This is a genomic window from Stenotrophomonas sp. YJH_SMC_12-1, assembly GCF_059370935.1.
This window is the reverse complement of the sequence record NZ_JCAFUD010000003.1, coordinates 389547-413667: the sequence shown is the minus strand read 5'-3', so window position 1 is coordinate 413667 and position 24121 is coordinate 389547. Positions and strand designations below refer to the sequence as shown.

24 protein-coding genes are annotated in these 24121 nt (G+C 67.8%); 10 read left to right on the top strand and 14 right to left on the bottom strand.

Features of this window, described 5'->3' with window-relative positions:
* Positions 1 to 81 precede the first annotated feature (81 nt).
* The 7 genes from lptD to AC5P8Y_RS07955 are packed head-to-tail and all read left to right on the top strand — an operon-like array spanning position 82 to position 7801.
* Positions 82 to 2580 (top strand): LPS-assembly protein LptD, encoded by a 2499-nt coding sequence (gene lptD, locus AC5P8Y_RS07985; protein ID WP_288469727.1) that lies wholly within the window; start codon positions 82 to 84, stop codon positions 2578 to 2580.
* Complete coding sequence (locus AC5P8Y_RS07980) at positions 2577 to 3920, top strand: peptidylprolyl isomerase (protein ID WP_288469726.1); 1344 nt, start codon at positions 2577 to 2579, stop codon at positions 3918 to 3920. Before lptD ends, AC5P8Y_RS07980 begins: the two co-directional genes overlap by 4 nt.
* 3 nt (positions 3921 to 3923) lie before the next feature.
* Entirely contained in the window at positions 3924 to 4904 is a 981-nt protein-coding gene (gene pdxA / locus AC5P8Y_RS07975) for a 4-hydroxythreonine-4-phosphate dehydrogenase PdxA (protein WP_288469725.1), read from the top strand.
* Positions 4901 to 5704: a 16S rRNA (adenine(1518)-N(6)/adenine(1519)-N(6))-dimethyltransferase RsmA gene (gene rsmA / locus AC5P8Y_RS07970; protein ID WP_184014341.1), complete on the top strand. Its 804-nt coding sequence runs from the start codon at positions 4901 to 4903 to the stop codon at positions 5702 to 5704. Before pdxA ends, rsmA begins: the two co-directional genes overlap by 4 nt.
* 13 nt (positions 5705 to 5717) lie before the next feature.
* Entirely contained in the window at positions 5718 to 6101 is a 384-nt protein-coding gene (apaG, locus tag AC5P8Y_RS07965) for a Co2+/Mg2+ efflux facilitator ApaG/CorD (protein WP_005412297.1), read from the top strand.
* A gap of 15 nt (positions 6102 to 6116) precedes the next feature.
* Positions 6117 to 7142, top strand: coding sequence for a symmetrical bis(5'-nucleosyl)-tetraphosphatase (locus AC5P8Y_RS07960; RefSeq protein WP_005412296.1), 1026 nt, complete (start codon positions 6117 to 6119; stop codon positions 7140 to 7142).
* Entirely contained in the window at positions 7139 to 7801 is a 663-nt protein-coding gene (locus AC5P8Y_RS07955) for a DUF1287 domain-containing protein (protein ID WP_033834748.1), read from the top strand. The genes AC5P8Y_RS07960 and AC5P8Y_RS07955 overlap by 4 nt, the downstream gene beginning before the upstream one ends.
* Positions 7802 to 7926: 125 nt before the next feature.
* Here the strand turns inward: AC5P8Y_RS07955 and AC5P8Y_RS07950 are convergent, their stop codons facing one another.
* From AC5P8Y_RS07950 to AC5P8Y_RS07910, 9 genes are all read right to left on the bottom strand, one after another.
* On the bottom strand, positions 7927 to 8418 hold the full coding sequence (locus AC5P8Y_RS07950) for a dihydrofolate reductase (RefSeq protein ID WP_111109099.1): 492 nt from the start codon (positions 8416 to 8418) through the stop codon (positions 7927 to 7929).
* A 5-nt stretch (positions 8419 to 8423) separates the two neighbouring features.
* Positions 8424 to 9218, bottom strand: coding sequence for a thymidylate synthase (locus tag AC5P8Y_RS07945; protein ID WP_012479193.1), 795 nt, complete (start codon positions 9216 to 9218; stop codon positions 8424 to 8426).
* On the bottom strand, positions 9215 to 10102 hold the full coding sequence (lgt, locus tag AC5P8Y_RS07940; RefSeq protein WP_005412292.1) for a prolipoprotein diacylglyceryl transferase: 888 nt from the start codon (positions 10100 to 10102) through the stop codon (positions 9215 to 9217). The genes AC5P8Y_RS07945 and lgt overlap by 4 nt, the downstream gene beginning before the upstream one ends.
* A 51-nt stretch (positions 10103 to 10153) precedes the next feature.
* Positions 10154 to 10648, bottom strand: a complete 495-nt coding sequence (locus AC5P8Y_RS07935) for a TPM domain-containing protein (RefSeq protein ID WP_033834745.1) — start codon at positions 10646 to 10648, stop codon at positions 10154 to 10156.
* Positions 10648 to 11535: a TPM domain-containing protein gene (locus AC5P8Y_RS07930; protein ID WP_288418435.1), complete on the bottom strand. Its 888-nt coding sequence runs from the start codon at positions 11533 to 11535 to the stop codon at positions 10648 to 10650. The genes AC5P8Y_RS07935 and AC5P8Y_RS07930 overlap by 1 nt, the downstream gene beginning before the upstream one ends.
* A gap of 3 nt (positions 11536 to 11538) precedes the next feature.
* On the bottom strand, positions 11539 to 12159 hold the full coding sequence (locus AC5P8Y_RS07925) for a LemA family protein (protein ID WP_049402184.1): 621 nt from the start codon (positions 12157 to 12159) through the stop codon (positions 11539 to 11541).
* Between the two features lie 538 nt (positions 12160 to 12697).
* Positions 12698 to 13858, bottom strand: a complete 1161-nt coding sequence (locus AC5P8Y_RS07920; RefSeq protein ID WP_288469724.1) for an MFS transporter — start codon at positions 13856 to 13858, stop codon at positions 12698 to 12700.
* A gap of 223 nt (positions 13859 to 14081) precedes the next feature.
* The gene (locus AC5P8Y_RS07915; RefSeq protein ID WP_005408127.1) at positions 14082 to 14831 is read right to left on the bottom strand and encodes a TerC family protein; all 750 of its coding nucleotides are present in this window, start codon (positions 14829 to 14831) and stop codon (positions 14082 to 14084) included.
* Between the two features lie 33 nt (positions 14832 to 14864).
* The gene (locus AC5P8Y_RS07910; RefSeq protein WP_005408126.1) at positions 14865 to 15260 is read right to left on the bottom strand and encodes a diacylglycerol kinase; all 396 of its coding nucleotides are present in this window, start codon (positions 15258 to 15260) and stop codon (positions 14865 to 14867) included.
* Between the two features lie 212 nt (positions 15261 to 15472).
* Between AC5P8Y_RS07910 and AC5P8Y_RS07905 the strand changes: the two genes are divergently transcribed.
* Complete coding sequence (locus tag AC5P8Y_RS07905; protein WP_111173366.1) at positions 15473 to 16174, top strand: SGNH/GDSL hydrolase family protein; 702 nt, start codon at positions 15473 to 15475, stop codon at positions 16172 to 16174.
* Positions 16175 to 16306: 132 nt separating this feature from the next.
* On the opposite strand, the gene AC5P8Y_RS07900 is transcribed toward AC5P8Y_RS07905, so the two are convergent.
* The 3 genes from AC5P8Y_RS07900 to AC5P8Y_RS07890 all read right to left on the bottom strand — a co-directional run bounded on the left by AC5P8Y_RS07900 (position 16307) and on the right by AC5P8Y_RS07890 (position 19180).
* Positions 16307 to 17578 carry a sensor histidine kinase gene (locus AC5P8Y_RS07900; protein ID WP_005408124.1) on the bottom strand — a complete coding sequence of 424 codons (1272 nt, stop codon included), beginning with the start codon at positions 17576 to 17578 and terminating at the stop codon, positions 16307 to 16309.
* A 156-nt stretch (positions 17579 to 17734) separates the two neighbouring features.
* Positions 17735 to 18448, bottom strand: coding sequence for a response regulator transcription factor (locus AC5P8Y_RS07895; protein ID WP_002811889.1), 714 nt, complete (start codon positions 18446 to 18448; stop codon positions 17735 to 17737).
* Positions 18449 to 18535: 87 nt separating this feature from the next.
* Positions 18536 to 19180: an arylesterase gene (locus tag AC5P8Y_RS07890; RefSeq protein ID WP_012479183.1), complete on the bottom strand. Its 645-nt coding sequence runs from the start codon at positions 19178 to 19180 to the stop codon at positions 18536 to 18538.
* 75 nt (positions 19181 to 19255) lie between these two features.
* Here AC5P8Y_RS07890 and AC5P8Y_RS07885 point away from each other — a divergent pair, with 75 nt between their 5' ends.
* Positions 19256 to 19903: an ABC transporter ATP-binding protein gene (locus AC5P8Y_RS07885; RefSeq protein WP_005408121.1), complete on the top strand. Its 648-nt coding sequence runs from the start codon at positions 19256 to 19258 to the stop codon at positions 19901 to 19903.
* The gene (locus AC5P8Y_RS07880; protein WP_288469722.1) at positions 19900 to 22413 is read left to right on the top strand and encodes an ABC transporter permease; all 2514 of its coding nucleotides are present in this window, start codon (positions 19900 to 19902) and stop codon (positions 22411 to 22413) included. Before AC5P8Y_RS07885 ends, AC5P8Y_RS07880 begins: the two co-directional genes overlap by 4 nt.
* Before the next feature lie 107 nt (positions 22414 to 22520).
* Here AC5P8Y_RS07880 and AC5P8Y_RS07875 read toward each other — a convergent pair whose 3' ends face one another.
* Both AC5P8Y_RS07875 and AC5P8Y_RS07870 read right to left on the bottom strand, forming a co-directional pair.
* Positions 22521 to 23447 carry a DUF6607 family protein gene (locus AC5P8Y_RS07875; protein ID WP_049402348.1) on the bottom strand — a complete coding sequence of 309 codons (927 nt, stop codon included), beginning with the start codon at positions 23445 to 23447 and terminating at the stop codon, positions 22521 to 22523.
* Positions 23448 to 23520: 73 nt separating this feature from the next.
* Positions 23521 to 24120, bottom strand: a complete 600-nt coding sequence (locus AC5P8Y_RS07870; protein ID WP_049397450.1) for a ChuX/HutX family heme-like substrate-binding protein — start codon at positions 24118 to 24120, stop codon at positions 23521 to 23523.
* Position 24121: the final 1 nt, after the last annotated feature.

The window sequence follows — 24121 nt, the reverse complement described above, 5'->3', positions numbered from 1 at the left end:
CGGCAGGCTCCGGCGTCCTTCATTGCCCCTATGCAAGGGATGGGGCAAGCTACCGTCCGTTTTCGCCCGAATCCGAACCGCGTGCGCCGAGCCCTCCGCCTGCTTCCCCTGCCTCTGAGCATCGCCATCAGCCTGCCGGCGATGGCCGATGAAAAGCCGCTCAACTGGGGCCTGTGCCCGGCCACCGACGTCATTCCCGCGTTCACTGACGCCCCCACCCCGGTCCCGGCCCAGGACAAGGCTGCCGCCGCGGCCGCCCGCGAGCAGCAGCCGACCGACATCGAGGGTGACCAGCTGCTGGGCACCACCACCGTGCCGCAGTACGAGGGCAACGTGGCGCTGCGCCGGGGTGACCAGTTCGTCGGTACCGACAAGCTCAGCTTCGACACCGAGACCGGCAACTACATCGCCGACGGCAATGTCCGCTACCAGGACGGGTCGATCCGGATGGTCGCCAAGCGTGCCGAAGGCAACCAGGAAAGCGATACCCACAAGATCTCCGACATCAAGTACCAGCTGGTGTCGCGCCGGGGCAACGGCGATGCCGAGTCGGTCGACCTGCAGGGTGCGGTCGGCCAGATGCACCGCTCCACCTACACCACCTGCGACCCCTCGCAGCCGGTGTGGAAGCTGTCTGCGCCGCAGATCGAAGTGGACAACGACGAGGGCTTCGGCACCGCGCGCAACGCCGTGCTGCGCATCGGCAAGGTGCCAGTGCTGTGGGCGCCGTACTTCAAGTTCCCGATCGATGACCGCCGCAAGACCGGCCTGCTGTTCCCGCAGCTGGGCATGTCCGGGCGCAACGGCTTCGACTACGCCCAGCCGATCTACTTCAACCTGGCGCCGAACTACGACGACACGCTGACCCCGCGCTACATGAGCCGGCGCGGCCTGCTGCTCGACAACGAGTTCCGCTACCTCTACAACGGCGGCCGCGGCGAGGTGTTGACCTCGTTCATGCCCAACGACCGCCTGCGCGACCGTGACCGCGGCCGGGTGATGTTCTCCGGCTACCACAACCTGGACAGTAACTGGCACGCGCGTGCCAATCTGGCCTGGGTCAGCGACGAGCGCTATGTCGAGGACTTCGCCAACCGCCTGGTCGGGGTGACTGCCTCGAACCTGCAGAGCACCGTGGGCCTGTACGGCACCGGCAGGAACTGGACGGCCGGCATCATGGCCGACCGCTGGCAGCTGACCGACTACACGCTCGACGAGCGCGCCCTGCCCTACAACCGGCAGCCGCGCCTGTACTTCAACTGGGACAAGCCGGTCCGGCCCTGGCTGGAAGCCGGCATCTACGCCGAAGCGGTGCGCTTCACCCACGACGACATCAACTTCAAGAACGCCGTCGGCACCGGTAAGGATCTGCAGTACACCCGCAATGGACTGCAGTGGACCGACGGCGTCGGTGTCAGCGGCGGTTCGCGATTGGACGTGAAGCCGTATGTGTCATTCCCGATCAGCGGCGCGGCCTGGTATGTGACCCCGACCCTGGCCTACCGCTACACCGCCTATCAGCTGGACCGTGGCCTGGTGGATGGTGTGAGAGGCATCCAGGCCCAGATCCTGAGTTCGCAGGGCATCGACCCCAAAACGGCCACGCCCGAGCAGCTGCGCGGCAACACCTCGCCCAGCCGCAGCCTGCCGATCGGCAGCATCGATGCCGGCCTGTTCTTCGACCGCGAAACCAGCATCGGCGGCAAGTCCTTCCTGCAGACCCTGGAACCGCGCCTGTTCTACCTGCGCACGCCGTACCGCAACCAGGAAGACCTTCCGATCTTCGACACCCGTGACTTCACCTTCAGCTGGGGCCAGCTGTTCCGCGATTCGCGCTATACCGGCGCCGATCGCCAGAACGACGCCAACCAGCTGACCCTGGCGCTGAGCACCCGCTTCATCGACCAGACCACCGGCCGCGAGCGGTTCTCGGCGGCCATCGGCCAGATCCAGTACTTCGACGAATCGCGGGTGACACTCCCGGGCGGTGCGCCGGTGGAAAAGGGCAAGTCGGCGTGGATCGCCGACGGCAACTACATGATCAACGACCGCTGGACCCTGGGCGCCACCTACCAGTGGGACCCGAAGTACAAGCGCGAGGATCTGGCCAGCGTCCGTGCCCGCTACCTGATGCCCAACGACGGCGTGGTCAACCTGAGCTACCGCTACCGCATCAATGCCGGTGCTCTGCCCGGTGCCAACAAGCATGACCGCACCCTGCTGGAGCAGGCCGACCTGTCGTTCCTGTACCCGCTGAATGCGCGTTGGAGCCTGGTCGGCCGCTATTACTACTCGCTGCAGGACAAGGAGCCGCTGGAAATCATCGGCGGTGTCCAGTGGGACAGCTGCTGCCTGGCCGTGCGTGTGGTCGGCCGCCGCTATGTCCGCAATCGCGAAGGCGAGATGAACAACTCCATCCAGGTGGAGTTCGTCCTGAAGGGCCTGAGCTCCATCGGCCAGGACACGGACCGCACTCTGCGCCGTGCTATCCTCGGCTACAACCGCGACGACCTCTATCTCGTGCCGCCCAGCAACACCGGGGCGACCCGCGATGACTACGATCCGAATCTGATCCCATGACCAAGCGCTTCCCCGTTCTACTCGCCTCGCTGCTGGCGGTGTCCAGCGTGTCCGCCCCCCTGCAGGTGCTTGCCCAGGAGGCGCAGCCGCTCGACCGCATTGCCGCCGTCGTCGATGAGGACGTGATCCTGCAGAGCGAGCTCCAGCGTGCGATCGCCAACATCAAGGCGCAGTACGCCGGGCGGGAAAACCAGCTGCCGCCGGAAGACGTGCTCAGCCGCCAGGTGCTCGAGCGCCTGGTGCTGGTCAAGCTGCAGGTGGCCCGCGCCCAGGGCAGCGGCATCCGTGTCAGCGACCAGGAGCTGAACCAGGCGATGAACTCCATCGCCCAGCAGAACGGTTCGAACCTGGACGCCCTGCGCCAGCGCCTGGCCCACGACGGCATCGATTTCAACGATTTCCGCGCATCGGTGCGTGATGAGATCACCGTGCAGCGCCTGCGCCAGAGCTTCGCGCAGAGCCGCATCAGCGTCAGCGAGGGTGAAGTCGATGCCGCGCTGAAGCAGCAGGCCACGGTAGGCAACCAGTACCACCTGGCGCACATCCTGGTCGCGTTGCCGGACGGCGCCAACGCCGACCAGATCGCCACCGGCCAGAAGAAGGCCGATGGCGTCAAGGCCCTGCTGGACAAGGGCGAGCTGGACTTCAACGCGGCGGCCGTGCGCTATTCCGACAGCCCCAATGCGCTGGAAGGCGGCGACCTGGGCTGGCGCACCCTGGATGAAATCCCGCAGGCCTTCGCGCAGATGATGGAAAAGATGAAGCCCGGCGAAGTAGTCGGCCCGATCCGTGGCCCCAGCGGCTTCCAGCTGTTGAAGCTGGTGGAAGTGCGCGATGCCAGCGCCACCGCTGGCGCAAGCACCGTCACCGAGTACCACGGTCGCCACATCCTGGTGCGCGTGGACGATCATCAGACCGACGCGGCCGCCAAAGCCAAGATCGATACCCTGCGTGCCCGCATTGCCGGTGGCGCGGACTTCGAGACCGTGGCCAAGGAGTCCTCCGAGGACAACAACAGCAAGGGCCAGGGCGGCGATCTGGGCTGGTTCCCGGCCGATGCGTTCGGTCCGGCCTTTGGCCAGCAGGTGGCCGCCATCCAGGACGGCGGCGTCAGCCAGCCGTTCCGCACCGATGCCGGTTGGCACATCCTGCAGCGCGTGGCCACTCGCCAGACCGACGTGACCAACGACAACCAGCGTGCCCAGGTCCGCGAGACCATTGGCCGCCGCAAGCTGGAAGACGAGTACAACCGCTTCCTGCAGGAACTGCGCGGCGAAGCCTACGTCAGCTTCCGCAGTGGCGACCGCGCGGAAAACACCGCCACGCCGCCGCAGTCCTGATCGATGCGCCCCGAGCTCGCTCTGGTACCGGGCGAGCCCGCCGGGATCGGCCCGGAGCTGTGCGTCCGCCTCGTCCAGCAGCCGCGTGAAGATTGCCGGCTGCTGGCCTTCGCCGACCCGGACACCCTGCGCGCGGCCGCGGCCGCGCTGAACCTGCCGCTGCAACTGCTGCCCGAGGATGCCCAAGCGCGCGTCCCCGGCGACCTGCGCCTGCGCGTGGTGGCCAATGCCACCCCGAGCCGTTTCGGCCAGGCCGATCCGGCCAATGCCGGCGCGGTCATCGGCGCCCTGCTCGGTGCCGGCCAGGCCTGCCTGTCAGGCGAACTGCACGGCGTGGTGACCGGCCCGGTGCACAAGGCCGTCATCAACGAAGGCGGCATCGGCTACAGCGGCACCACCGAACTGCTGGCCGACCAGGCTGGGGTGAAGGTGGTGATGATGCTGGCCAACCACATCGTGCGCGTGGCCCTGGCCACCACCCACCTGCCACTGCGCGAGGTGGCCGACGCGATCACCACGCCCAGCCTGGAACACACCCTTCGCACCGTGCACGCCGCGCTGCGCCGCGAGTTCGGCCTGCCCGCGCCACGCATCGCCGTGCTCGGCCTGAACCCGCACGCCGGCGAAGACGGCCATCTGGGCCGCGAGGAACTGGACCTGGTCATCCCGCTGCTGCAGCGCCTGCGCGCGGAGGGCATGGACCTGATCGGGCCGCTGCCAGCCGATACCGCCTTCCTGCCGGCCAAGCTGGCCGGCTTCGACACCGTGCTGGCGATGTACCACGACCAGGGCCTGCCGGTGCTGAAGTACTCGGGCTTCGAGCAGGCGGTGAACCTGACCCTGGGCCTGCCCTACCCACGCGTTGCAGTGGACCACGGCACCGCGCTGGACCTTGCCGGCCGTGGCGTTGCCGATCCTTCCAGCCTGCAGGCGGCAACGACGTTGTGTGCGCAGCTTGCGCGGCAACGTACACTGAGCGCATGAATTCCCCGCACTCCCCCTCCGGCCCGGTGTTCACCGCCCCGGCCAAGAAGCAGCTTGGCCAGCATTTCCTGGCCGACCGCCACTACATCGACAAGATCGTGATGGCGGTCAACCCGAAAGACGGTGACCGCCTGGTCGAGATCGGTCCCGGCCAGGGCGCGATCACGCTGCCGCTGCTGCGCGTGCATCCGAAACTGACGGTGATCGAGTTCGACCGTGACCTGATCGCGCCGCTGACCGCCGCCGCCGAGCCGCTGGGCGAGCTGACCATCGTCCACCGCGACGTGCTGCGCGTGGACTTCACCGAGCTGGCCGCCGGCCAGCCGATCCGCCTGGTCGGCAACCTGCCCTACAACATCTCCTCGCCGATCCTGTTCCATGCACTGGAACATGCCGCGGTTATCCGCGACATGCATTTCATGCTGCAGAAGGAAGTGGTCGACCGCATGGCCGCCGGCCCCGGCAGCAAGGTGTACGGCCGGCTCAGCGTGATGCTGCAGGCCTACTGCCAGGTGACCTCGCTGTTCGTGGTGCCGCCGGGCGCGTTCCGGCCGCCGCCGAAGGTCGATTCGGCCGTGGTGCGGCTGGTGCCGCGTGACCCGGCCGCGATCAACATCAACGACCACACGCGTTTCGCCGAGGTGGTCAAGGCCGCCTTCGGGCAGCGCCGCAAGACCCTGCGCAACGCCCTGAACAACGTGGTGTCCGCCGAACAGTTCGTTGCCGCCGGCGTGCGTCCCGATGCCCGCGCCGAACAGCTGGACGTGGCCGAATTCATCGCTTTGGCCAATGCCTCCTGATTACACTGCCGGTATGGAAGACGCTGACGTTTACGCCATCTCCGTCGAAGTCGCACCGCGCTTCCTCGACGATCAATCCGCGCCGGAAGACGGACGCTATGCGTTCGCCTACACGATCCGCATCCACAACCAGGGGCGTGTTGCCGCGCGCCTGGTCGCACGCCACTGGCGCATCACCGATGCCAACGGCCGCGTCGAGCATGTCGATGGCGACGGGGTGATCGGCGAGCAGCCACGCCTGCGTCCCGGTGAAGACTTCCATTACACGTCCGGTGTCATGCTGGGGACCGATCACGGGACCATGCAGGGCCACTACGACATGGTCGCCGACGACGGCACCGAATTTGCCGCGCCGGTCGCACCTTTCGTGCTGGCCATCCCGCGTACCCTGCACTGACACGGAGGCCGGACGATGAGTGTGTGGGCGATCGGCGACCTGCAGGGCTGCTATGACGTCACCCAGCGGCTGCTGGAGAAGATCCGCTTCGACCCGGCGCAGGACACCCTGTGGTTCTGCGGCGACCTGGTCAACCGCGGTGGCCAGTCGCTGGAAACGCTGCGGCTGGTGCATTCGCTGCGCGAGCACAGCGTGGTGGTGTTGGGCAACCATGACCTTTCGCTGCTGGCCGTCGGTGCACGCACCGAAGAGGAACAGCGCAAGGTCAACCCGGACCTGCTGCGCATCGTGCAGGCCGAGGACCGCGACGAACTGCTGGACTGGCTGCGCCTGCAGAAGCTGGTGCACGTGGACCGCGAGCTGGGCTGGATGATGGTGCACGCCGGCCTGGCGCCGAAGTGGACCACGCAGATGGCCGAAAAGCATGCCGCCGAGGTCGAGGCGCAACTGCACGGTGCCGGCTACCGCAAGCTGTTCCGCAACATGTACGGCGACAAGCCGAGCTGGGCACCGAACCTGTCCGGCTACGACCGTTCACGCGCGATCATCAATGTGCTCACCCGCATGCGCTACTGCACCCCGCGCGGGCGCATCGGCATCGAGGACAAGGGCACGCCGGGCACGCAGGAACAGGGACTGTACCCCTGGTTCGAAGTGCCTGGCCGGGTCGAGCGCGACCTGAAGATCGTCTGCGGCCACTGGTCGGCGCTGGGCCTGACCATCACCCAGGGCGTGCATGCCATCGACACCGGCGCAGTCTGGGGCGGCAAGCTGACCGCGATCCAGCTCGATACCGACGAACTGCGCGTGGTGCAGGTGCCGGGCCGCGATGTCCCCGCACCCGTGCCCAACGCACGCCCGCCAGCGCGACCGGCGCACGAGCGCCCGGCGGCATCGGCGCAGGGCAAGGAACAGGGCGGCGGCAACACCCCGGCCGCCACCCCGGGCAACCGCGGCCCACGCCGTCGTCGTCGCCGTGGCGGCGGCGCGGGTGGTGGCTCTGCGGGCCCCGGCAGCAACAGTCCCCCGCCGCAGGCATGACACGGCGCGGTGGGGCACCATGGACGGTGCTGCTGCTGACGGTGGCCCTGGCCAGCGGCTGCCAGCCCCCTTCGGCCCCAGCCCCCGCCGACGGCGGAAACGCCGGCCTCACGCCATCGCAACCGCAGGCGCCTTCGCCGCCGCTGGTGGCAGCGGCGCGCGCACAGGTCGGCGTCACCACCCGCTACGACCCTGCCTATCAGGTGCTGGCCTATCCCGGCGGCGACGTTCCGGTTGATCGCGGCGTGTGCACCGACGTGGTGGTGCGTGCCCTGCGCAGCCAGGGCCTGGACCTGCAGGCGCGCGTGCATGAAGACATGCGCGGCAATTTCAGTGCCTATCCCGCGATCTGGGGCCTGTCACGGCCGGACCGCAACATCGATCATCGCCGTGTGCCGAACCTGATGCGCTGGTTCGAACGGCAGGGCTGGCAGCAACCGATCACGGCCGCCGCCACCGACTATGCGGCCGGCGACATCGTCGCCTGGAAGCTCAACGGCAACGGCCTGCTGCACGTGGGCATCGTCTCCGACCGGCGGCTGGCCAATGGCACGCCGCTGGTGCTGCACAACATCGCGCGCGGCACGCGCGAAGAGAACCTGTTGTTCCAGCACGCCATCATCGGGCATTACCGGATGCCGCAGCGACAGCCCAGGTAGAGTCGACTGTCAGTCGACTATCGCGCGCAGCGCGGGTTTTTCGGGTGACCGCCGAGAGCAGTCGACCAACAGTCGACTCTACCCCGTCGACATCCCCGTCGGTGTTTTCCTTGGTATTTGCGCGATCAGCGGCGCACGTGGTGCGCGAAGCGGAACGCGTAGGCATGGCGTTCGTCGGCCGGGTGCGGCTCGCTGCTCACTTCCCGCCAGTCCTGCATGTCGACTTCGGGGAAATGGGTATCAGCGGGGATTTCGGCATCCACCCAGGTCAGGTACAGGTCACTGGCCTGGTCCAGCAGCTGGTGGAAGATCTCGCCGCCGCCGATGATGCACAGCTCGCTGGCGCCCTCGCCTTCGGCAATCGCCTTCGCCTCGTCCAGCGACGCCACCGCACGCATGCCCTCGAACGGCACCTGGCCGCTGCGGGTCAGCACCAGGTTGGTCCGCCCCGGCAGCACGCGGCCGATCGACTCGGCCGTCTTGCGCCCCATCAGGATCGGCTTGCCCAGGGTGAGCGCCTTGAAGTGCTTGAAGTCATCCGGCAGGTGCCAGGGCATGGCATTGCCCTGGCCGATGCCACGGTTGCGGTCCAGCGCCACGATCATCGACAGCTTCATCGCGCTCATACCGCCACCGGCGCCTTGATCGCCGGGTGCGGATCGTAACCGTCGATGCGGATGTCGTCGAACTGGAAGCCGAACAGATCGGTCACCTCCGGGTTCAACCACAGCTTGGGCAGCGCGCGCGGTTCACGCGACAGCTGCTCGCGCGCCTGCTCGAAGTGGTTCGAATACAGGTGCGCGTCGCCCAGCGTATGCACGAAATCGCCCACGCCCAGGCCGGTGGCCTGCGCCACCATGTGGGTCAGCAGCGCGTAGCTGGCGATGTTGAACGGCACGCCGAGGAAGATGTCGCCGCTGCGCTGGTACAGCTGGCAGCTGAGCTTGCCGTCCACCACGTAGAACTGGAACAGGTTGTGGCACGGCATCAGCGCCATCTGCGAAAGCTCGCCCACGTTCCAGGCGCTGACCACCAGCCGCCGCGAATCGGGGTTGCGCTTGATCTCGTCGACCAGCCACTGCATCTGATCGATCTCACGGCCATCGGCGGTGGCCCAGCTGCGCCACTGCTTGCCGTACACCGGGCCGAGATCGCCGTTCTCGTCGGCCCACTCGTCCCAGATCCGCACCTGGTTGTCCTTCAGGTAGCCGATGTTGGTGTCGCCCTTCAGGAACCACAGCAGCTCGTGGATGATCGAGCGCAGGTGCAGCTTCTTGGTAGTGACCAGCGGGAAGCCGTCGGCCAGGTTGAAACGCATCTGCCAGCCGAACACGCTGCGGGTACCGGTGCCGGTGCGGTCGCTCTTCTCGGCGCCGTGCTCGAGCACATGCGAGAGCAGGTCCAGGTAAGCCTTCATGCCTTGCCCCCGGCAGCCACCGGCAGCTGCGGCTGCAGTACCGGCGCACGGCGCGACATCACCAGCAGCACCAGGCCGAAGGCAATCAGCGGCAGGCTGAGGATCTGGCCACGGGTCAGCCAGTCGAAGGCCACGTAGACGCCGTTGTCGGGCATGCGCACGAACTCCACCGCGAAGCGGAACAGGCCGTACATCAGCGCGAACAGGCCGCCCACCAGGTAACGGTGACGCGGCTTGGCCGACACGGCCCACAGCACCACGAACATCACCAGGCCTTCCAGCAACGCTTCATACAGCTGCGACGGATGGCGCGCGAACTGATTCAGCGCGCCGGTGGCGAACTGCGCCTGCAGGGTCGCGTGGTCCAGCTGGTTCAGCGGCGCCGGCAGGCCGGACGGGAACACCACGCCCCACGTGCCGTCGGTGTACTTGCCCCACAGCTCGGCGCCGATGAAGTTGCCGATGCGGCCGAAGCCCAGGCCCAGCGGCACCAGCGGCGCCATGAAATCCATGGTGTCGAAGAAATGCAGCTTGTGCTTGCGCGACCACCACCAGCAGGCGCCCAGCACGCCCAGCAGGCCGCCGTGGAAACTCATGCCGCCATCCCACACCTTGAACAGCAGCAGCGGGTTGTGCAGGAAATCGCCCAGCGCGTAGAACAGCATGTAGCCGATGCGCCCGCCCAGCACAACGCCGAGCATGGCGTAGAACAGCAGGTCGGAGAAACCATTGGCGTCGACGCCCGGCAGGCGGCCGGCGGCGATGCGCTTGCGTCCCAGCAGCCAGGCGGCGGTGAAGCCCAGCAGGTACATGATGCCGTACCAATGCACCTTGATCGGCCCCAGCGAGAGGGCGATGGGGTCGATGTCGTGGAAATAGATCATGGAAGGTGCCTTGCGGTTGAACGCCTATTCTCGGGCCAGTGCCGCCCCGGCTCAACCAAGGAGCTGGGGCGAGTTCGGCAACGCGTCATCGTTCGACCGGGTCGAGGCCGGAAAGTGCCCTTCGATCAGGCTGGAGACCTCGTCGATGGCATCCTGCAGCGCTTCCACCGGATTGGAGCCACGCAGGCCCTCGCGCAGGTGGGTGCAGACCCGCTGCCATTGTGCCGGGCTGACCCGGCCCTGCAGGCCACGGTCGGCGACGATCTCGATGGCGTGGTCGGCCAGCAGCAGGTAGATCAGCACACCGTTGTTGTGGGTGGTATCCCAGGTGCGCAGGCGCGCGAAGGCATGTTCGGCGGCCTGGCGCGGGGTGACCTTGTGCCACAGCGCGGCCAGCGGCAGGTCCGCTTCCACCGCGAACATCACCTGGCCCCCGTGGCGCTGCTCACCGGCTGCGATGGCCTCGGTGATCGCCTGCAGCGTGGCCGGCGGGAACGCGCGCCGTACCGACGGCGAAAATACATGACGACACAGTCGTTGGATCATCACCAGCCCCCCGAAGCACCACCACCGCCGGAGCGGCCACCGCCGCCGCCCCAACCGCCGCCGCCGCCGAATCCACCGCCCCCGCCGAAGCCGCCTCCGTCGCCCCAGCTGCCACCGCCCCAGCCACCGCCACCGGCAAAGCGGCCCGGGTGACCGGAGAGCATGGCAACAATCAGGCCCACGACGCCAGCCAGGCCACTGGCGAGTAGTGTGGAGGTGAACAGGAATGCCGCCAGCGCCGCACCGGCACCGCCGAGCAGGCCGCGCAGCGGTCGCGGCACGCGCGAGAACACGCCGCGCAGGATGCTGCCGGCGAACACACCGATGAACAGCGCCAGGAACCAGGTATCGCCACCACCGCTGGGCTCACGCCCGCGATGGCCGCTGACCGGCGCCGGCAGCGCTTCCCCGTCGATCAGCTTGACCAGCACCGCCGTGGCGTCGGTGATGCCACCGGCGTAGTCGCCGCTGCGGAAGCGCGGCACCAGGTACTCCTGGATGACCCGGTTGGCGATGGCATCGGGAATCGCTCCCTCCAGACCATAACCGGGTTCAATGCGCACGCGCCGGTCGTCCTTGGCCACCACCAGCAGCACCCCGTCGTCCACGCCCTTGCGGCCGATCTGCCATTGGTCGAAGACCCGCGTGGTGTACTGCGCGATGTCCTCCGGCTGGGTGGTGGGCACCACCAGCACCTGCAGCTGGCTGCCCTTGCGCTGCTGAAGGTCCAGCGCCTGCTGTACCAGCGCCTGCTTCTGCGTGGCGTCCAGCGTGCCGGTGGTATCGACCACCGGCGAATCCAGCGCCGGAATCGGAGCGAGCTGCTGTGCATGCGAAGCCAGCGGCAGCCACAGCAGCAGGGCCAGCAGCGCAGTGGCCAGGCGCATCGATCAGTGCCCCGGCTGCGGTGCCGGCTGCTGCTGCGGCGCGCTGCCGAAATCGACCGCCGGCGCGTTGGAGATCTGCGCTTCGTTTTCCACGGTGAAGTTCGGCTTGGTCTTGTAGCCGAAGATCTTGGCGGTGATCACCTGCGGGAACGAGCGGATGTAGGTGTTGTAGTCCTGCACCTGCTGGATGTAGCGGCCGCGGGCGACGGTGATGCGGTTTTCAGTGCCTTCCAGCTGGGCCTGCAGGTCGCGGAAGTTCTGGTCCGACTTCAGCACCGGGTAATTCTCGGTGACCACCAGCAGCCGCGACAGTGCGCTGCCGAGTTCACCCTGGGCCTGCTGGAACTGCTTGAGCGAGGCTTCGTCGTCGGCGTTGACGTTGATCTGGCCGACACGCGAGCGGGCGTTGGTGACTTCGGTCAGCACGCGCTCTTCCTGGCTGGCAAAGCCCTTCACGGTCTGCACCAGGTTGGGCACCAGATCGGCGCGGCGCTTGTACTGGTTGAGCACTTCGGACCAGCTGGCCTTGACCGCTTCATCCTTCTGCTGGATGACGTTGTAGCCGCAGCCGGACAGCAGGGAGGCCAGCAGCATCAGGGGCAGGACACGGGTGAACAGGCGCATGGCGGAGGTTCCGGGTGGACTGGGCACCGAGCATGCCACGGTTCGGGTGAAAGACCGGCCATCGGGCGCCGCCCCCTCCGCGGTGTTGGCGAGGAAGCGTTATCGGGGTCGGCCGGGAGGGTGGGTTGGCTGGGGGGCGCTGCAAGTACGTCCATGTAAGCTCGATCGCCGCATCCATGCGGCTCACGCCCCCAGCCAACCCACCCTCCCGGCCACGGACAATTTCCTGGGCACCGCGGGGAGATCAAAAGAAAAATCAAAAGCAAAACGCGGTTCTTCAGGCATTCGTGTCGACCAAGGTCGACACCTACCAGAGCGGAACGCCGTGCCGACAGATCGCGGGAAATTGTCGAAGACGGGGTGGGTCCGGTGGCGGGGGTGTCCGCGGCATGAATGCCGCGGCCAAGCCCCCAGGGACGGGTTTACGGCGTCCCCCGCCACCGGACCCACCCCGCCACCCCACGGATAACCAGCTTTTGACGTTGACGTTGATTGCAGCGGGTGCAGGGCTGCAAGCCCTGCCGGAAACCCTCTCCCCTCAGCAGGCCTCGGCCACCGCAGCGCGCGTCCGCCCCAGCCACGCCAGCAGCAGCCCCAATGCCGCCAGCAGGCCACCGGCCACCGGAATCGCCGCGTAACCCAAACCCGAGCTGATCACCGCGCCCCCCAGCGCGGCACCCACCGCATTGCCCAGGTTGAACGCACCCACGTTGATCGACGACGCCAGGCCCGGCGCCTCGCTGGCCACCTGCATCACCCGGATCTGCAGCGGTGGCACGATGGCGAAGGTCGCCGCGCCGAACAGCAGTACACCCAGCGCCGCGGTGGCGTGGCTCATGAAAGCCAGCGGCAGCACGAACATCAGCACCGCCAGGGCAGCCAGCAGGATACGGGTGGCGCCATCGAGCGACCAGTCGGCCATGCGCCCGCCGATGCCATTGCCGAAGGTGAAGCCGATGCCGATCAGTGCCAGCGACATCGCGATGAAGGCATTGGAGGCGCCGGTCAATTCGGTCAGCACCGGTGCGACGTAGGTATAGAGGGTGAACATCGCACCGGCGCCCAGCACGGTGGTCGCCATCGCCAGCAGCACCTGCGGCTGCAGGATCGCCTTCAGTTCGCGGCGCACGTCCGGGCGCGGTCCCGGCGCGGACGCCGGCAGCGCGAAGCCCAACGCAGTGATCGCGATCAGGCTCAGCGCCGCAGTACCGGCGAAGGACAGGCGCCAGCCCAGTTGCTGGCCCACCCAGGTCGCCAGCGGCACGCCGCCGATATTGGCGATGGTCAGGCCCATGAACATGGTGGCCACCGCGGCGGCCTGCTTGTCCTTCGGCACCAGGCTGGCGGCAACCACCGCACCGATGCCGAAGAAGGCACCGTGGTTGAGGCTGGTGACCAGGCGCGACAGCAACAGCAGGCCGTAGTTCGGGGCCAGTGCCGAGAGCAGGTTGCCAACCACGAAGATCGACATCAGCAGCATCAGCGCGGTGCGCTGGCCGAAACGCCCCATCAGCAGGGTCATCACCGGTGCGCCCAGCATCACGCCCACGGCGTAAGCGGTGATCAGCATGCCGGCAGTGGGAATGCCCACGCCCACGCCGTCGGCGATGACCGGCAGCAGGCCCATCGGCGCAAACTCGGTGGTTCCGATGGCGAAGGCGCCGACGGCAAGCGCCAGCAAGGCGGCTCTGGAATTCATGGGGGGGGCCTGGGGGAGGGATTCGGGAGTGCGTAGCCTGCGCGCTTTGCTGTGCCGGATTAAGCCTCGCCCCGGGAAAACACTGTTGATTCTGGTTCACAAGTGGAGCACGGAAACCCGCTACAAGTGCAAAAACCGCAGCGCCGTAGCAGAGCCGTGCCCCCACAAACGCAGAACCCCCGGCCGGGCCGGGGGTTCTGAGGGACTTACATGCCAGAGGCGCTTACCAGTTGCCGGCGCCCGGCACGTTGTGCTCGCGGGCGCGACGGCGCATCAGCAGGTTCAGCCATTCCACCAGCACCGAGAAGCCCATCGCGGCGTAGATGTAGGGCTTGGGCACGTGCACGTCCAGGCCGTCCAGGATCAGCACCGCACCGATCATCAGAATGAAGGCCAGCGCCAGCATCTTCACGGTCGGGTTGGCATCGATGAAGCGGCCCAGCGGGTTGGCGGCCAGCAGCATCACCAACACCGACAGCAGGATGGCGGCGACCATGACCGGGATGTGGTCGGCGATGCCAACCGCGGTGATCACCGAGTCCAGCGAGAACACGATGTCGATCACCGCGATCTGCGCGATCACGTAGCCGAACACGGCCGAGGCCTTGGTGGTGCTCGGATCTTCATCCTCGCCGCCGCTGATCAGTTCCTTGATCTCCATGCAGCCCTTGATGATCAGGAACAGGCCACCGACGATCAGCACCAGGTCACGGATGGAGATGCCCATTCCGGCCACCGTGAACAGGTTGGCCGCCATGTGCGCCAGATACGCCAGCGACACCAGCAGACCGATACGGGTGATGCAGGCCACGGCGATACCGAGCTTGCGTGCGAACGGGCGACGTTCTTCCGGCAGCTTGCTGACCGCGATGGAAATGAACACCAGGTTGTCAATGCCGAGCACGATTTCCAGCGCGCTGAGCGTGAACAGGGTTACCCAGGCATTGGGGTCGGCGAGGAACTCAAAGGACATGGAATCTCTTCAAGGCAGTGGGGGAATGGGGTTTCAGCCGTAGCTGCCGGCCAGCGCGTGTGGAACCACGACCAGGGCCCAGCACAACAGCACGTTCATCATCAGCACGAACACCGCCGCCGAGCCCATGTCCTTGGCGCGGCCAGCCAACTCGTGGATTTCGCTGCCGTAACGTTCGATCACCGCCTCGATCGCCGAGTTGGCCAGTTCCATCGCCAGCACCAGCAGCATCGAACCGATCATCAGCGCACGCTCGACCGGCGTCTGACCCAGCCAGACCGCGACCGGCGCCAGCAGGATCAGCAGGTAGACCTCCAGCCGGAACGACGATTCGTGCAGCCAGGCGGCGCGCAGGCCCTGCCAGGACCAGCGGGCGGCCTGGAAGATGCGGCGCGGGCCGCGGGGCAGATGGCCAAACTGATCAGCCACGGGTGGAACATCCAGCAACAGGGGCGCGGCGCAGCGACCGCTCAGACGCACGGCAGGGAATCATGGGCGCACAGGAATAGGCAGATGGCCGCCATTTTGCCACAAGGCCACCAGCCGCATCCCGGCTCCGGCCCGGTGAATGGACCGCCAGGGGCAAGCCCCGGCCCGCCCCAGCTTCTATGATGACGTTCCCTTCCCTGCTGGAGCGCCTGATGTCCCGTCGCCGTACCTGCCTGCTGATGCTGGGCCTGCTGACCGCCGCACCGCTGGCCCAGGCCCTGGGCCCGACCACGTCGCCCCGGGTACCCGAACAGGTCTCCAACGTGGCCTGGGCCGGCGACATGGCCCGGTTCGCCAGCGCCGACCAGGCCAACCCGCCGCCCCGCGGTGGCATCGAATTCATCGGCAGCTCCTCCATCCGCTTCTGGGAGAGCCTGGCCACCGACTTCCCCGGCCAGCCTGTATTCAACCGCGGTTTCGGCGGCTCGGAAGTGCGTGACAGCACCTGGTATGCCGGCCAGATCGTAGTGCCGTATGCGCCGTGCAAGGTGTTCTTCTACGCCGGTGACAACGACCTCAACAGCGGCCGCACCCCGACCCAGGTGCGCGACGACGTGGTCGCCTTCGTGCAGCGCGTGCATCGCGACCTGCCGAAGACCAAGGTCGAGTACCTGTCGATCAAGCCGAGCCCGTCGCGTGCGCACCTGCTGCCGGCGATCAACGAGGCCAACACGCTGATCAAGGCCGCGCTGGCCAAGCTGCCCAACACCGGCTTCACCGATATCTACACGCCGATGCTGGGCGCGGATGGCCAGCCGGATGCAACGCTGTTCCGCGAGGACATGCTGCACATGACCCCGGCCGGCTATGACATCTGGACCAAGGCGCTGGCGCCGAAGGTCAACTGCAACTGAGGCGGACGTGCGCCGGAGGGCGCCACGCACGCGCTCCGGTAGATGCCAACCTTGGTTGGCATGGGACACCGGCGTGAATCCTGCTGAAAGCGCCGACCAAGGTCGGCAACTACCAAGGCAGCAGGCGCCCGGTCAGCGGAACACCACCGTCGCTTCGGTGCCCTGGCCCGGCTCGCTGGCCAGGCTGACCTTCCAGCCGAAGCGATCACACAGCCTGCGTACGATCGACAGGCCCAGGCCGGTACCCTGCGGCCGGCTGGGTTCGGCGCGATAGAACGGCTCGAACGCCCGTGACAGCGCTTCGGGGGACATGCCGATGCCGGTATCGTGCACCACCACCCGATCGTTGTGCACATGCACGTCGATGCGCCCCTCGTCGGTGTAGCTGCATGCATTGCGCACCAGGTTGCTGACCACCACCTGCAGCACCCGCGGCGGCGCATGCAGCTGCACCGGGCCATCGCTGTGCAGGTGCACCGACACCGGGCGAGCCCCCAGCAGTTCGTTGGCGTTGTCCACTTCATAGCGGACGATGTCGTTGACGTCGAACAGCTCGATCTGCGGTTCGACGTCTGCCTCGCGGGCCAGGATCAGGAACGCATCGATCACCGCTTCCATGTCGCGGCCAGCCCGCTGGATGCGCTGCAGGCTGCGGCGCAGGCGCGGCTGCAGGCTTTCATCACCCAGTGCCATGTCGCTGGCAACGCGGATGACGGTCAGCGGCGTGCGCAGTTCATGGCTGGCATCGCGGGTGAAGTTGCGCTCGCGAGCCACGTGCGCGCTGACCCGGTTGGCCAGCGAGTGCAACGCGGCCGCCAGCTGCCGGGTCTCGCCCTGCATGTCCGCCGGCAGCTTGTTGGGCTCCAGGTCGGCCGCTTCCGGATGCCCCGGGTCCCAGCGCGAGACGCGTCGAGCCAGCCAGTTCACCGGCGACACCAGGCGCTTGGACGCGCGGTAGGTCACCCAGCTGGCGCCATACACCGCCAGCAGGGTCAGCAGCACCGGCACGATGCCGAACCAGAACGCCAGCATCTCTGCGCGCGAGCGCAGGAACACCAGGTACAGGCGGCCAGCCGGGCGCACATCAACCAGCACCAGCTGGTCGTCCTTGGGCAGTTCGTGGAAGCCGGGCTCCAGATTGCGCAGGTTGGCCGGCAACGACAGTGCCGACTGCCCGCTTTCCAGCAGGTAGCCGCGGATGTTCTGGGTATTGGGCGGTGGCTGCACCGGGGACGCTTCGTGCAGCGTCCAGTAGTACGCCGCCTCCTCGCGCAGGGCAGCGCCCACCAGGCTGTGCTTGATCACCAGCGAGACCAGCCACGCACCCAGCAGGATACCCAGGCTGGCCAGCACTGCCTGCAGGATGAAGGCGATACGGATCTTGCGCGGCAGGCCGTGCGGCATTGCGGAGTCCCGGTCAGAGCGCTGCGATTATAGGCAGCGCGCCACGCCGTGCGGGTGCATGGGCGATGACCGGCGGCAACGCCGGCCGGTCATGCCCTGCCCTCGTACGTGGCCACAACCCGGCCGGGCCTGCTGCTGCACCGGCGGGTATCCTGCTCAGGCCATCGGCTGGGCGATGTCGGCAATGCGGTAGCCGGCACTCTGCACGGTGTGCAGCAGCGGACGGTCGAACGGCTTGTCGATGATCTTGCGCAGGTTGTACAGGTGGCTGCGCAGGGTGTCCGAATCCGGCAGGCCATTGCCCCAGATCTCGCGCTCGATCTCCTGGCGGGTGACCACGCGCGGCGATTCGCGCATCAGGATGGTCAGCAGGCGCAGGCCGATCGGCGAAAGCTGCAGCTCGGTGCCGGCACGGGTCGCACGCATGCTGACCGGATCGAGCACCAAGTCGGCCACCTTCAGCACTTCCGAACCGACCTGGCGACGTTCGCGACGGATCAGCGCGCGCAGGCGGGCTTCCAGCTCCTGGATCGCGAACGGCTTGGTCAGGTAGTCATCGGCACCGAAACCCAGGCCGGTGAGCTTGTCGTCCAGCGTGTCGCGTGCCGTGAGCATCAGCACCGGGGTGGACTTGCGCGCATCATTGCGCAGGCGACGGCACACTTCGATGCCATCCAGGCGCGGCAACATCAAGTCGAGCACCACGACGTCATAGCTGTTCTCCGCCGCAAGGCGGTAGCCATCCAGGCCGTCCTGTGCATAGTCGACTTCGAAGCCGCGACCTTCCAGGTATTCCCCGATCATCTCGGAGATGTTGCGGTTGTCTTCGACCACCAGCACCAAGCCGGAGGTCTCCTTCGTCTGACGCATGTGATTCCCTCTAACTTCAGCTTTGTGAAACATGCCGGATCGACGGTGGACGCGATGTGAAGTTCCGTCAAGAGGTAAACAAACGGTTCAGAGCAGCGGCCTCAGCAGCGGCCAGACGTTGTCCAGCACCTTTGGCTGCGCCTGTGCGGTCGGGTGCAGGCCGTCGGCCTGCATCATGCCCGGCTGCAGGGCCACCCCCTCCAGCAGGAAGGGCAGCAGCGGCACCTTGTACTGCGTGGCCAGCGCCCTGTAGGCCGCCGCCAGGCGCTGGCGATAGGCCGGCCCGTAGTTGGGCGGCACGTCAATGCCCAGCAGCAGCACCTTCGCGCCGGCCTTCTGGCTGGCCTGCACCATCTTTCCCAGGTTGCCCTGCACCTGCGCCGGGGTCAGCCCGCGCAGTGCGTCGTTGCCGCCAAGGGCGATCACTACCACGGTCGGCTTTTCCTTCGCCAGCAGGGCCGGCAGGCGGGTCAGCGCGCCGGCGGTGGTCTCGCCGCTCATGCTGGCGTTGACGATGCGCGCCGGAGTTTTCGACTGCTGCCTGACCCGCTGCTGCAGCAGGCTGACCCAGCCGGCGTCGGCAGGGATATTGTGGGCAGCACTGAGGCTGTCGCCGAGCACCAGCACGGTGCCGGCCGGACCTTTGGCACAGGCCAGCCCCGGCAACAGCAGGAACCCTAGCAGCAGCACCATCATCGCGCCGGCTCGCCGGCTCCATCCCGTCTTGCGCATTGGAGTCTCCTCATCGACAGCCTGTCCCCCCGCAGCGCGCCCGTCGCCATCGCCGTCGACCAGGTCGGCAAGTCCGTGCAGGGCCCGGAGGGTGAAGTCCACATACTGGACAACATCACCCTGACGGTCCATGAAGGCACCAGCGTGGCCATCGTCGGCGCCTCCGGTTCCGGCAAGACCACCCTGCTCGGCCTGCTGGCCGGGCTGGACCTGCCCAGTCGCGGCCGCATCGCGCTGGCTGGCCAGGACCTGTCGGCGCTGGACGAGGAGGCCCGCGCCCAGCTGCGCGCGCGTGAGGTCGGCTTCGTGTTCCAGAGTTTCCACCTGCTGCCGGCGCTGACCGCCGCCGAGAATGTCGCGCTGCCGCTGGAACTGGCCGGGCGCGAAGACCGGGCGCGGGTCGATGAAGTGCTGGCCCAGGTCGGGCTGGCCCATCGCGCCCGCCACTATCCGCGCCAGTTGTCGGGCGGCGAGCAGCAACGCGTGGCATTGGCACGTGCGTTCGTCACCCGCCCGCGCATCCTGTTCGCCGACGAACCGACCGGCTCGCTGGACCACGCCACCGGCCAGCACATCAGCGACCTGCTGTTCGAACTCAACGCCGGCAGCGGCACCACCCTGGTGCTGGTCACCCACGACCTGCGCCTGGCCCAGCGTTGCCAGTACATCCACCGCATCGACGACGGCCGCCTGCTGCCGGTCGAGCGCGGGGCGCAGGCATGAACCTGCTGCGGCACGCGTGGCGCGCACTGCGCCGCGAGGCGCTGGCCGGCGACCTGCTGACCGTGTTCGCCGCACTGGTGCTGGGCGTGGCGGTGATGACCGCGGTCGGCACGCTGGTGAACCGGGTCAACCTGGCACTGACCGGCAGCGCGGCGGAGATGCTCGGCGGCGACCTCGGCATCGCCGGGCGCGATGACCCGCCGCAGGCATTCGTCGACGAGGCGCAGCGGCGTGGACTGGCCTTCACCCGCATCGCCAGCTTCGGCAGCGTGCTGTTCAACGGTGATGCCAGCCAGATGGCCAGCATCAAGGCGGTGCAGGCGGGCTATCCGCTGCGTGGCACGCTGCGGGTGCGCAGCACGCCCGGTGGCGCGCTGATCGCCAACGCCGGCACGCCGCCCAAGGGCCAGGCCTATGCCGACCCGCGCCTGTTGCAGGGACTGGGACTGAAGGCCGGCGACGATCTCGAGTTCGGCGCTGGCACGCTGCGCATCGCCGGCATCATCGAGGCCGAACCGGATACCGGTGGCGACCTGCTGACGCTCTCCCCCACCCTGCTGGTCAACCGCGCCGATGTGGAAGGCACAGGCCTGCTTGGCCCCGGCAGCCGCATCAACTACAGGCTGATGTTCGCCGGCACCGCCGACCAGGTTGCCGCGTTGCGCCAGTGGCTGCTGCCACAGGTGAAAGGCCTTCGCCTGCTGAGCGTGGACGACACCCAGCGCGGCGTGCGCCAAGCCTTTGATCTTGCCGGGCGCTTCCTCGGCCTGAGCGCGCTGCTGGCGGTATTGCTGGCCGGCGTGGCGACCGCGCTGGCGGCCAACCGTTTTGCCCTGCGCCGCATCGACCAGGTGGCGATCCTGCGCTGCCTGGGCGCGCGCCAGCGCGACATCCTGCTTGGCCTGGCGCTGCAGCTGCTGATGCTGGCGGTGCCGGCCTGTGCGCTCGGCATCGGCCTGGGCATGGCCGCGCAGGAAGGCCTGGTGCAGGTACTAGGCAGCCTGGTGCAGCGCCTGCCGCTGCCGGAAGCGATGCCGGCGCTGACCGGCGCCGGCATCGGCCTGTTGCTGCTGTTCGGCTTCGGCCTGCCGCCGCTGCTGCGCCTGCGCGGGGTGCCGCCGATGCGCGTGCTCAATCGCTCTTTCGCCGCCCTGCCGCCGGCCTCGCTGCTGGCCTACGTAGCAGCGCTGGCGGCCAGCCTGCTGCTGGCGGTGCAGGTGACCGGTGATCTCAAGCTGGCGCTATGGGTGCTGGGCGGCCTGGCCGCGTTGGCGGTGGCGGCCGGCGTGGTCGGTTTCGTGCTGCTGCAGCTGCTGCGCGGCCTGCAGCACCGTCTGCACGGCCACTGGCGGCTGGGCCTGGCGGCGCTGACCCGGCGCCGGATGCTGGCGGTGATGCAGCTGGTCGGGCTGTCGCTGTCGCTGTGCGCGCTGTTGCTGCTGGCGGTGACCGGCCCCGGCCTGCTGCAGCAGTGGCGCGAGCGACTGCCTGCGGATACGCCGAACTACTTCCTGATCAACATCCAGCCCGAACAGCGCGACAGCGTGCTGGCCGCGCTGCGTGGACTGGGGGCCAACGACGCCAGCATCGAACCGATGGCCACCGGCCGCCTGATCGCGATCAACGGCAAGCCGCCGCTGCGTGTGGATCGCTCGCCGGACCAGGGCGAGCAGCCGGCGTCAGGCGAAGCCCAGCGCGATGACGACGACGAGAACCGGCCGTTGAACTTCAGCTGGCGCAGCAGCTTCCCGCCGGCCAATACGCTGATGAACGGCACCTTCTGGACGCCCGACAGCACGGCGCTGGAGGCGTCGGTTGAAATCGGCTGGGCCAAGCGCTACGGCGTGTATCCGGGCGACCGCATCACCATTGCAGTAGGCGAGCAGGAGCGCGAGTTCACCGTGACCAGTGTGCGCAAGGCCGACTGGAACACCTTCCGGCCGAACTTCTTCGTGCTGCTGAACCCGAACGCGGTGGGCGATACACCGCACAACCTGCTGTCGGCATTCCACCTGCCGGCCGGCAAGGCAGCCGGACTGGGCGAGCTGGTGCGCGCGCAGCCCAACCTGTCGCTGCTGGACGTGGACGCGGTGATCTCGCAGGTGCGCGATGTGATGGAACGGGTGGCACAGGCGGTGCAGCTGGTGATGGTGTTCAGCCTGCTGGCCGGCGTGCTGGTGCTGCTGGCCGCGCTGCAGGCCACGGCGGGCGAGCGTCGCTACGACAGCGCGGTGCTGCGCACGCTGGGCGCGACCCGGCGCCAGCTGCGCGGTGCGGTGCTGGTGGAGTTCGGCGCACTGGGCACGCTGGCCGCGTTGCTCGCGGTGGGCGCGGCAGCCGCCATCGGCGTGGCAGTCTCGCAGAAGGTGTTCGAGCTGTCATTGCTGCCGCCGTGGCCGGGCCTGCTGATCGGCGGCGTGGTCGGCATCGGGCTGAGCCTGCTGGCGGGCTGGTGGGGTACGCGGGCGATCCTGCATACGCCACCGGCATTGGCGCTGCGTGAGGCCTGAGGCGGCGCCGGACCGGGGCGCGTGCCGAGCAAGCTCGGCACCTACCAAGAGCCCAGGACGGCGTTGCCAGTGTTCAAGGAACAAGCACATCCACGCATGGCGTGGATCTACTGGGCCTTTTCCACGTACTTGGCGAACACGTCGTCGATCTGCGTGTCCTTCACCTTCTTGCCGGCCTGGATCGCTTCGGCCTGGGTGAACAGCGGAATGATCATCGCCATGCCGTCGATCCTGGTCTTCAGGTGCACGCCCGGGGCCTGGGTCAGGAAACCGTCCCAGCGCTGGCGCACCTTGGCCCAGTAACCGGCGGTGGCCTTCCAGTAGTTGCGCGCCGGGGTGAAGTCGACCTCGGTGGTCTTCACGTAGTCGTTGAAGCCGAACTCGCGTGCGATCTCCACCTGGCTGCCATCGGCGTTGCGCTGCACCTTGGTGTTGAACTGTTCGTGGGTCCAGCCATTGGGCGTGAGCGTGTGGCGGTTGACCACGGCCAGCGCGTTGTAGTCGCTGCGTTTGGTGTACTCACGGCGCGGCAGCGGGCGCCAGCTCAGATCGCTGGTCCAGCTCGGCACGTTGTTGGTGTAGGTCCAGGTGCCGGTGCCGCAGTAGCGCGGTGCGTCGCTCACTTCGTACACGCACTGGGTCCAGGCGCCCTGGTTCACCGCCGACGGAATACTGCGCACCTTCCAGGTCTGGTCGGCGCTGAACTCGAAACGGTTCGGTGCTTCGTACACCCAGTCCTGGCGCCAGTGCTTGGTGATGTGGCCGCTCTTTTCATCCAGCAGCAGGTGCTGCAGCACGATGCGCTTCGGCGTGTCCTCGACCACGATGACCACTTCACTGCCGCCGCTGCGCATCGCCGGTGCACGCTCGTAGCCCGGCTTCAGCAGCACGGTCTCGTCGAAGGCGAAGTCCACGGTGTACTCACCCTGCATGGCGAGGATGCTGTCGTGGTCGCGGGCGATATCGGAGGGCTGCGCGCTGGCCACGCCGCTGGCGGCGAGCAGCAGCATGGCGCTGGCTGTCTGGAGCTTCATCGGGGTCTTCCTTCGGGGTTGCAGATTCATTGAGGGGCCATCCGTGGCCAACGGGCGTTCCATCAGGAGAGGGTCACAGGCGGATCAGCGGCAGGTCGCCGGGAATCTGGGGCGCCGGACGCCGGGCGGCGTCGGCACAGCAGCAGTCGTCGATCGCCAGCTCGCCTTCAGCACCTTCCAGGCGTGCGATGCGGCGCGCGGTGGCCGCGCCCAGCGAGGACAGGGTCGACAGACTGGCGGCCAGCGTGCGTCCGTCGTCCGCGGCATGCAGGCGCAGCGCGCACAGGCGCCAGCGCTGGCCGCCGAGATGGCCGGCCAGACGCCGCCACAAGCGTTCGCCAACGCTCGCCTCGACGTCGTGTTCCGGTCCCGGCGGCAGCGGCGCGACCAGACGGTCCCAGGCCAGGAAATCGCTGTCGGGCAGCAGGTACAGGCGCCACACGCAGCGGCCGCGGCCATCAAGGAAGCACAGGCTCTCGCGCAGGCCCTCGCTGTCCACGCCCTGGCAGGCGTGTACGCGTACGGCCTGGCGCCAGCCGCCCAGCTCGTTGCCGTCGGCGTGGTACAGGCACAACACGGTGCCGAGCGTGGCCAGCTGTGCCGGGGTCGGCCAGGCCGCGCTGTTCGGCGCGGCGATGGAGTCATTCCTGCGTGCGGACAAGGCTCGGCTCATG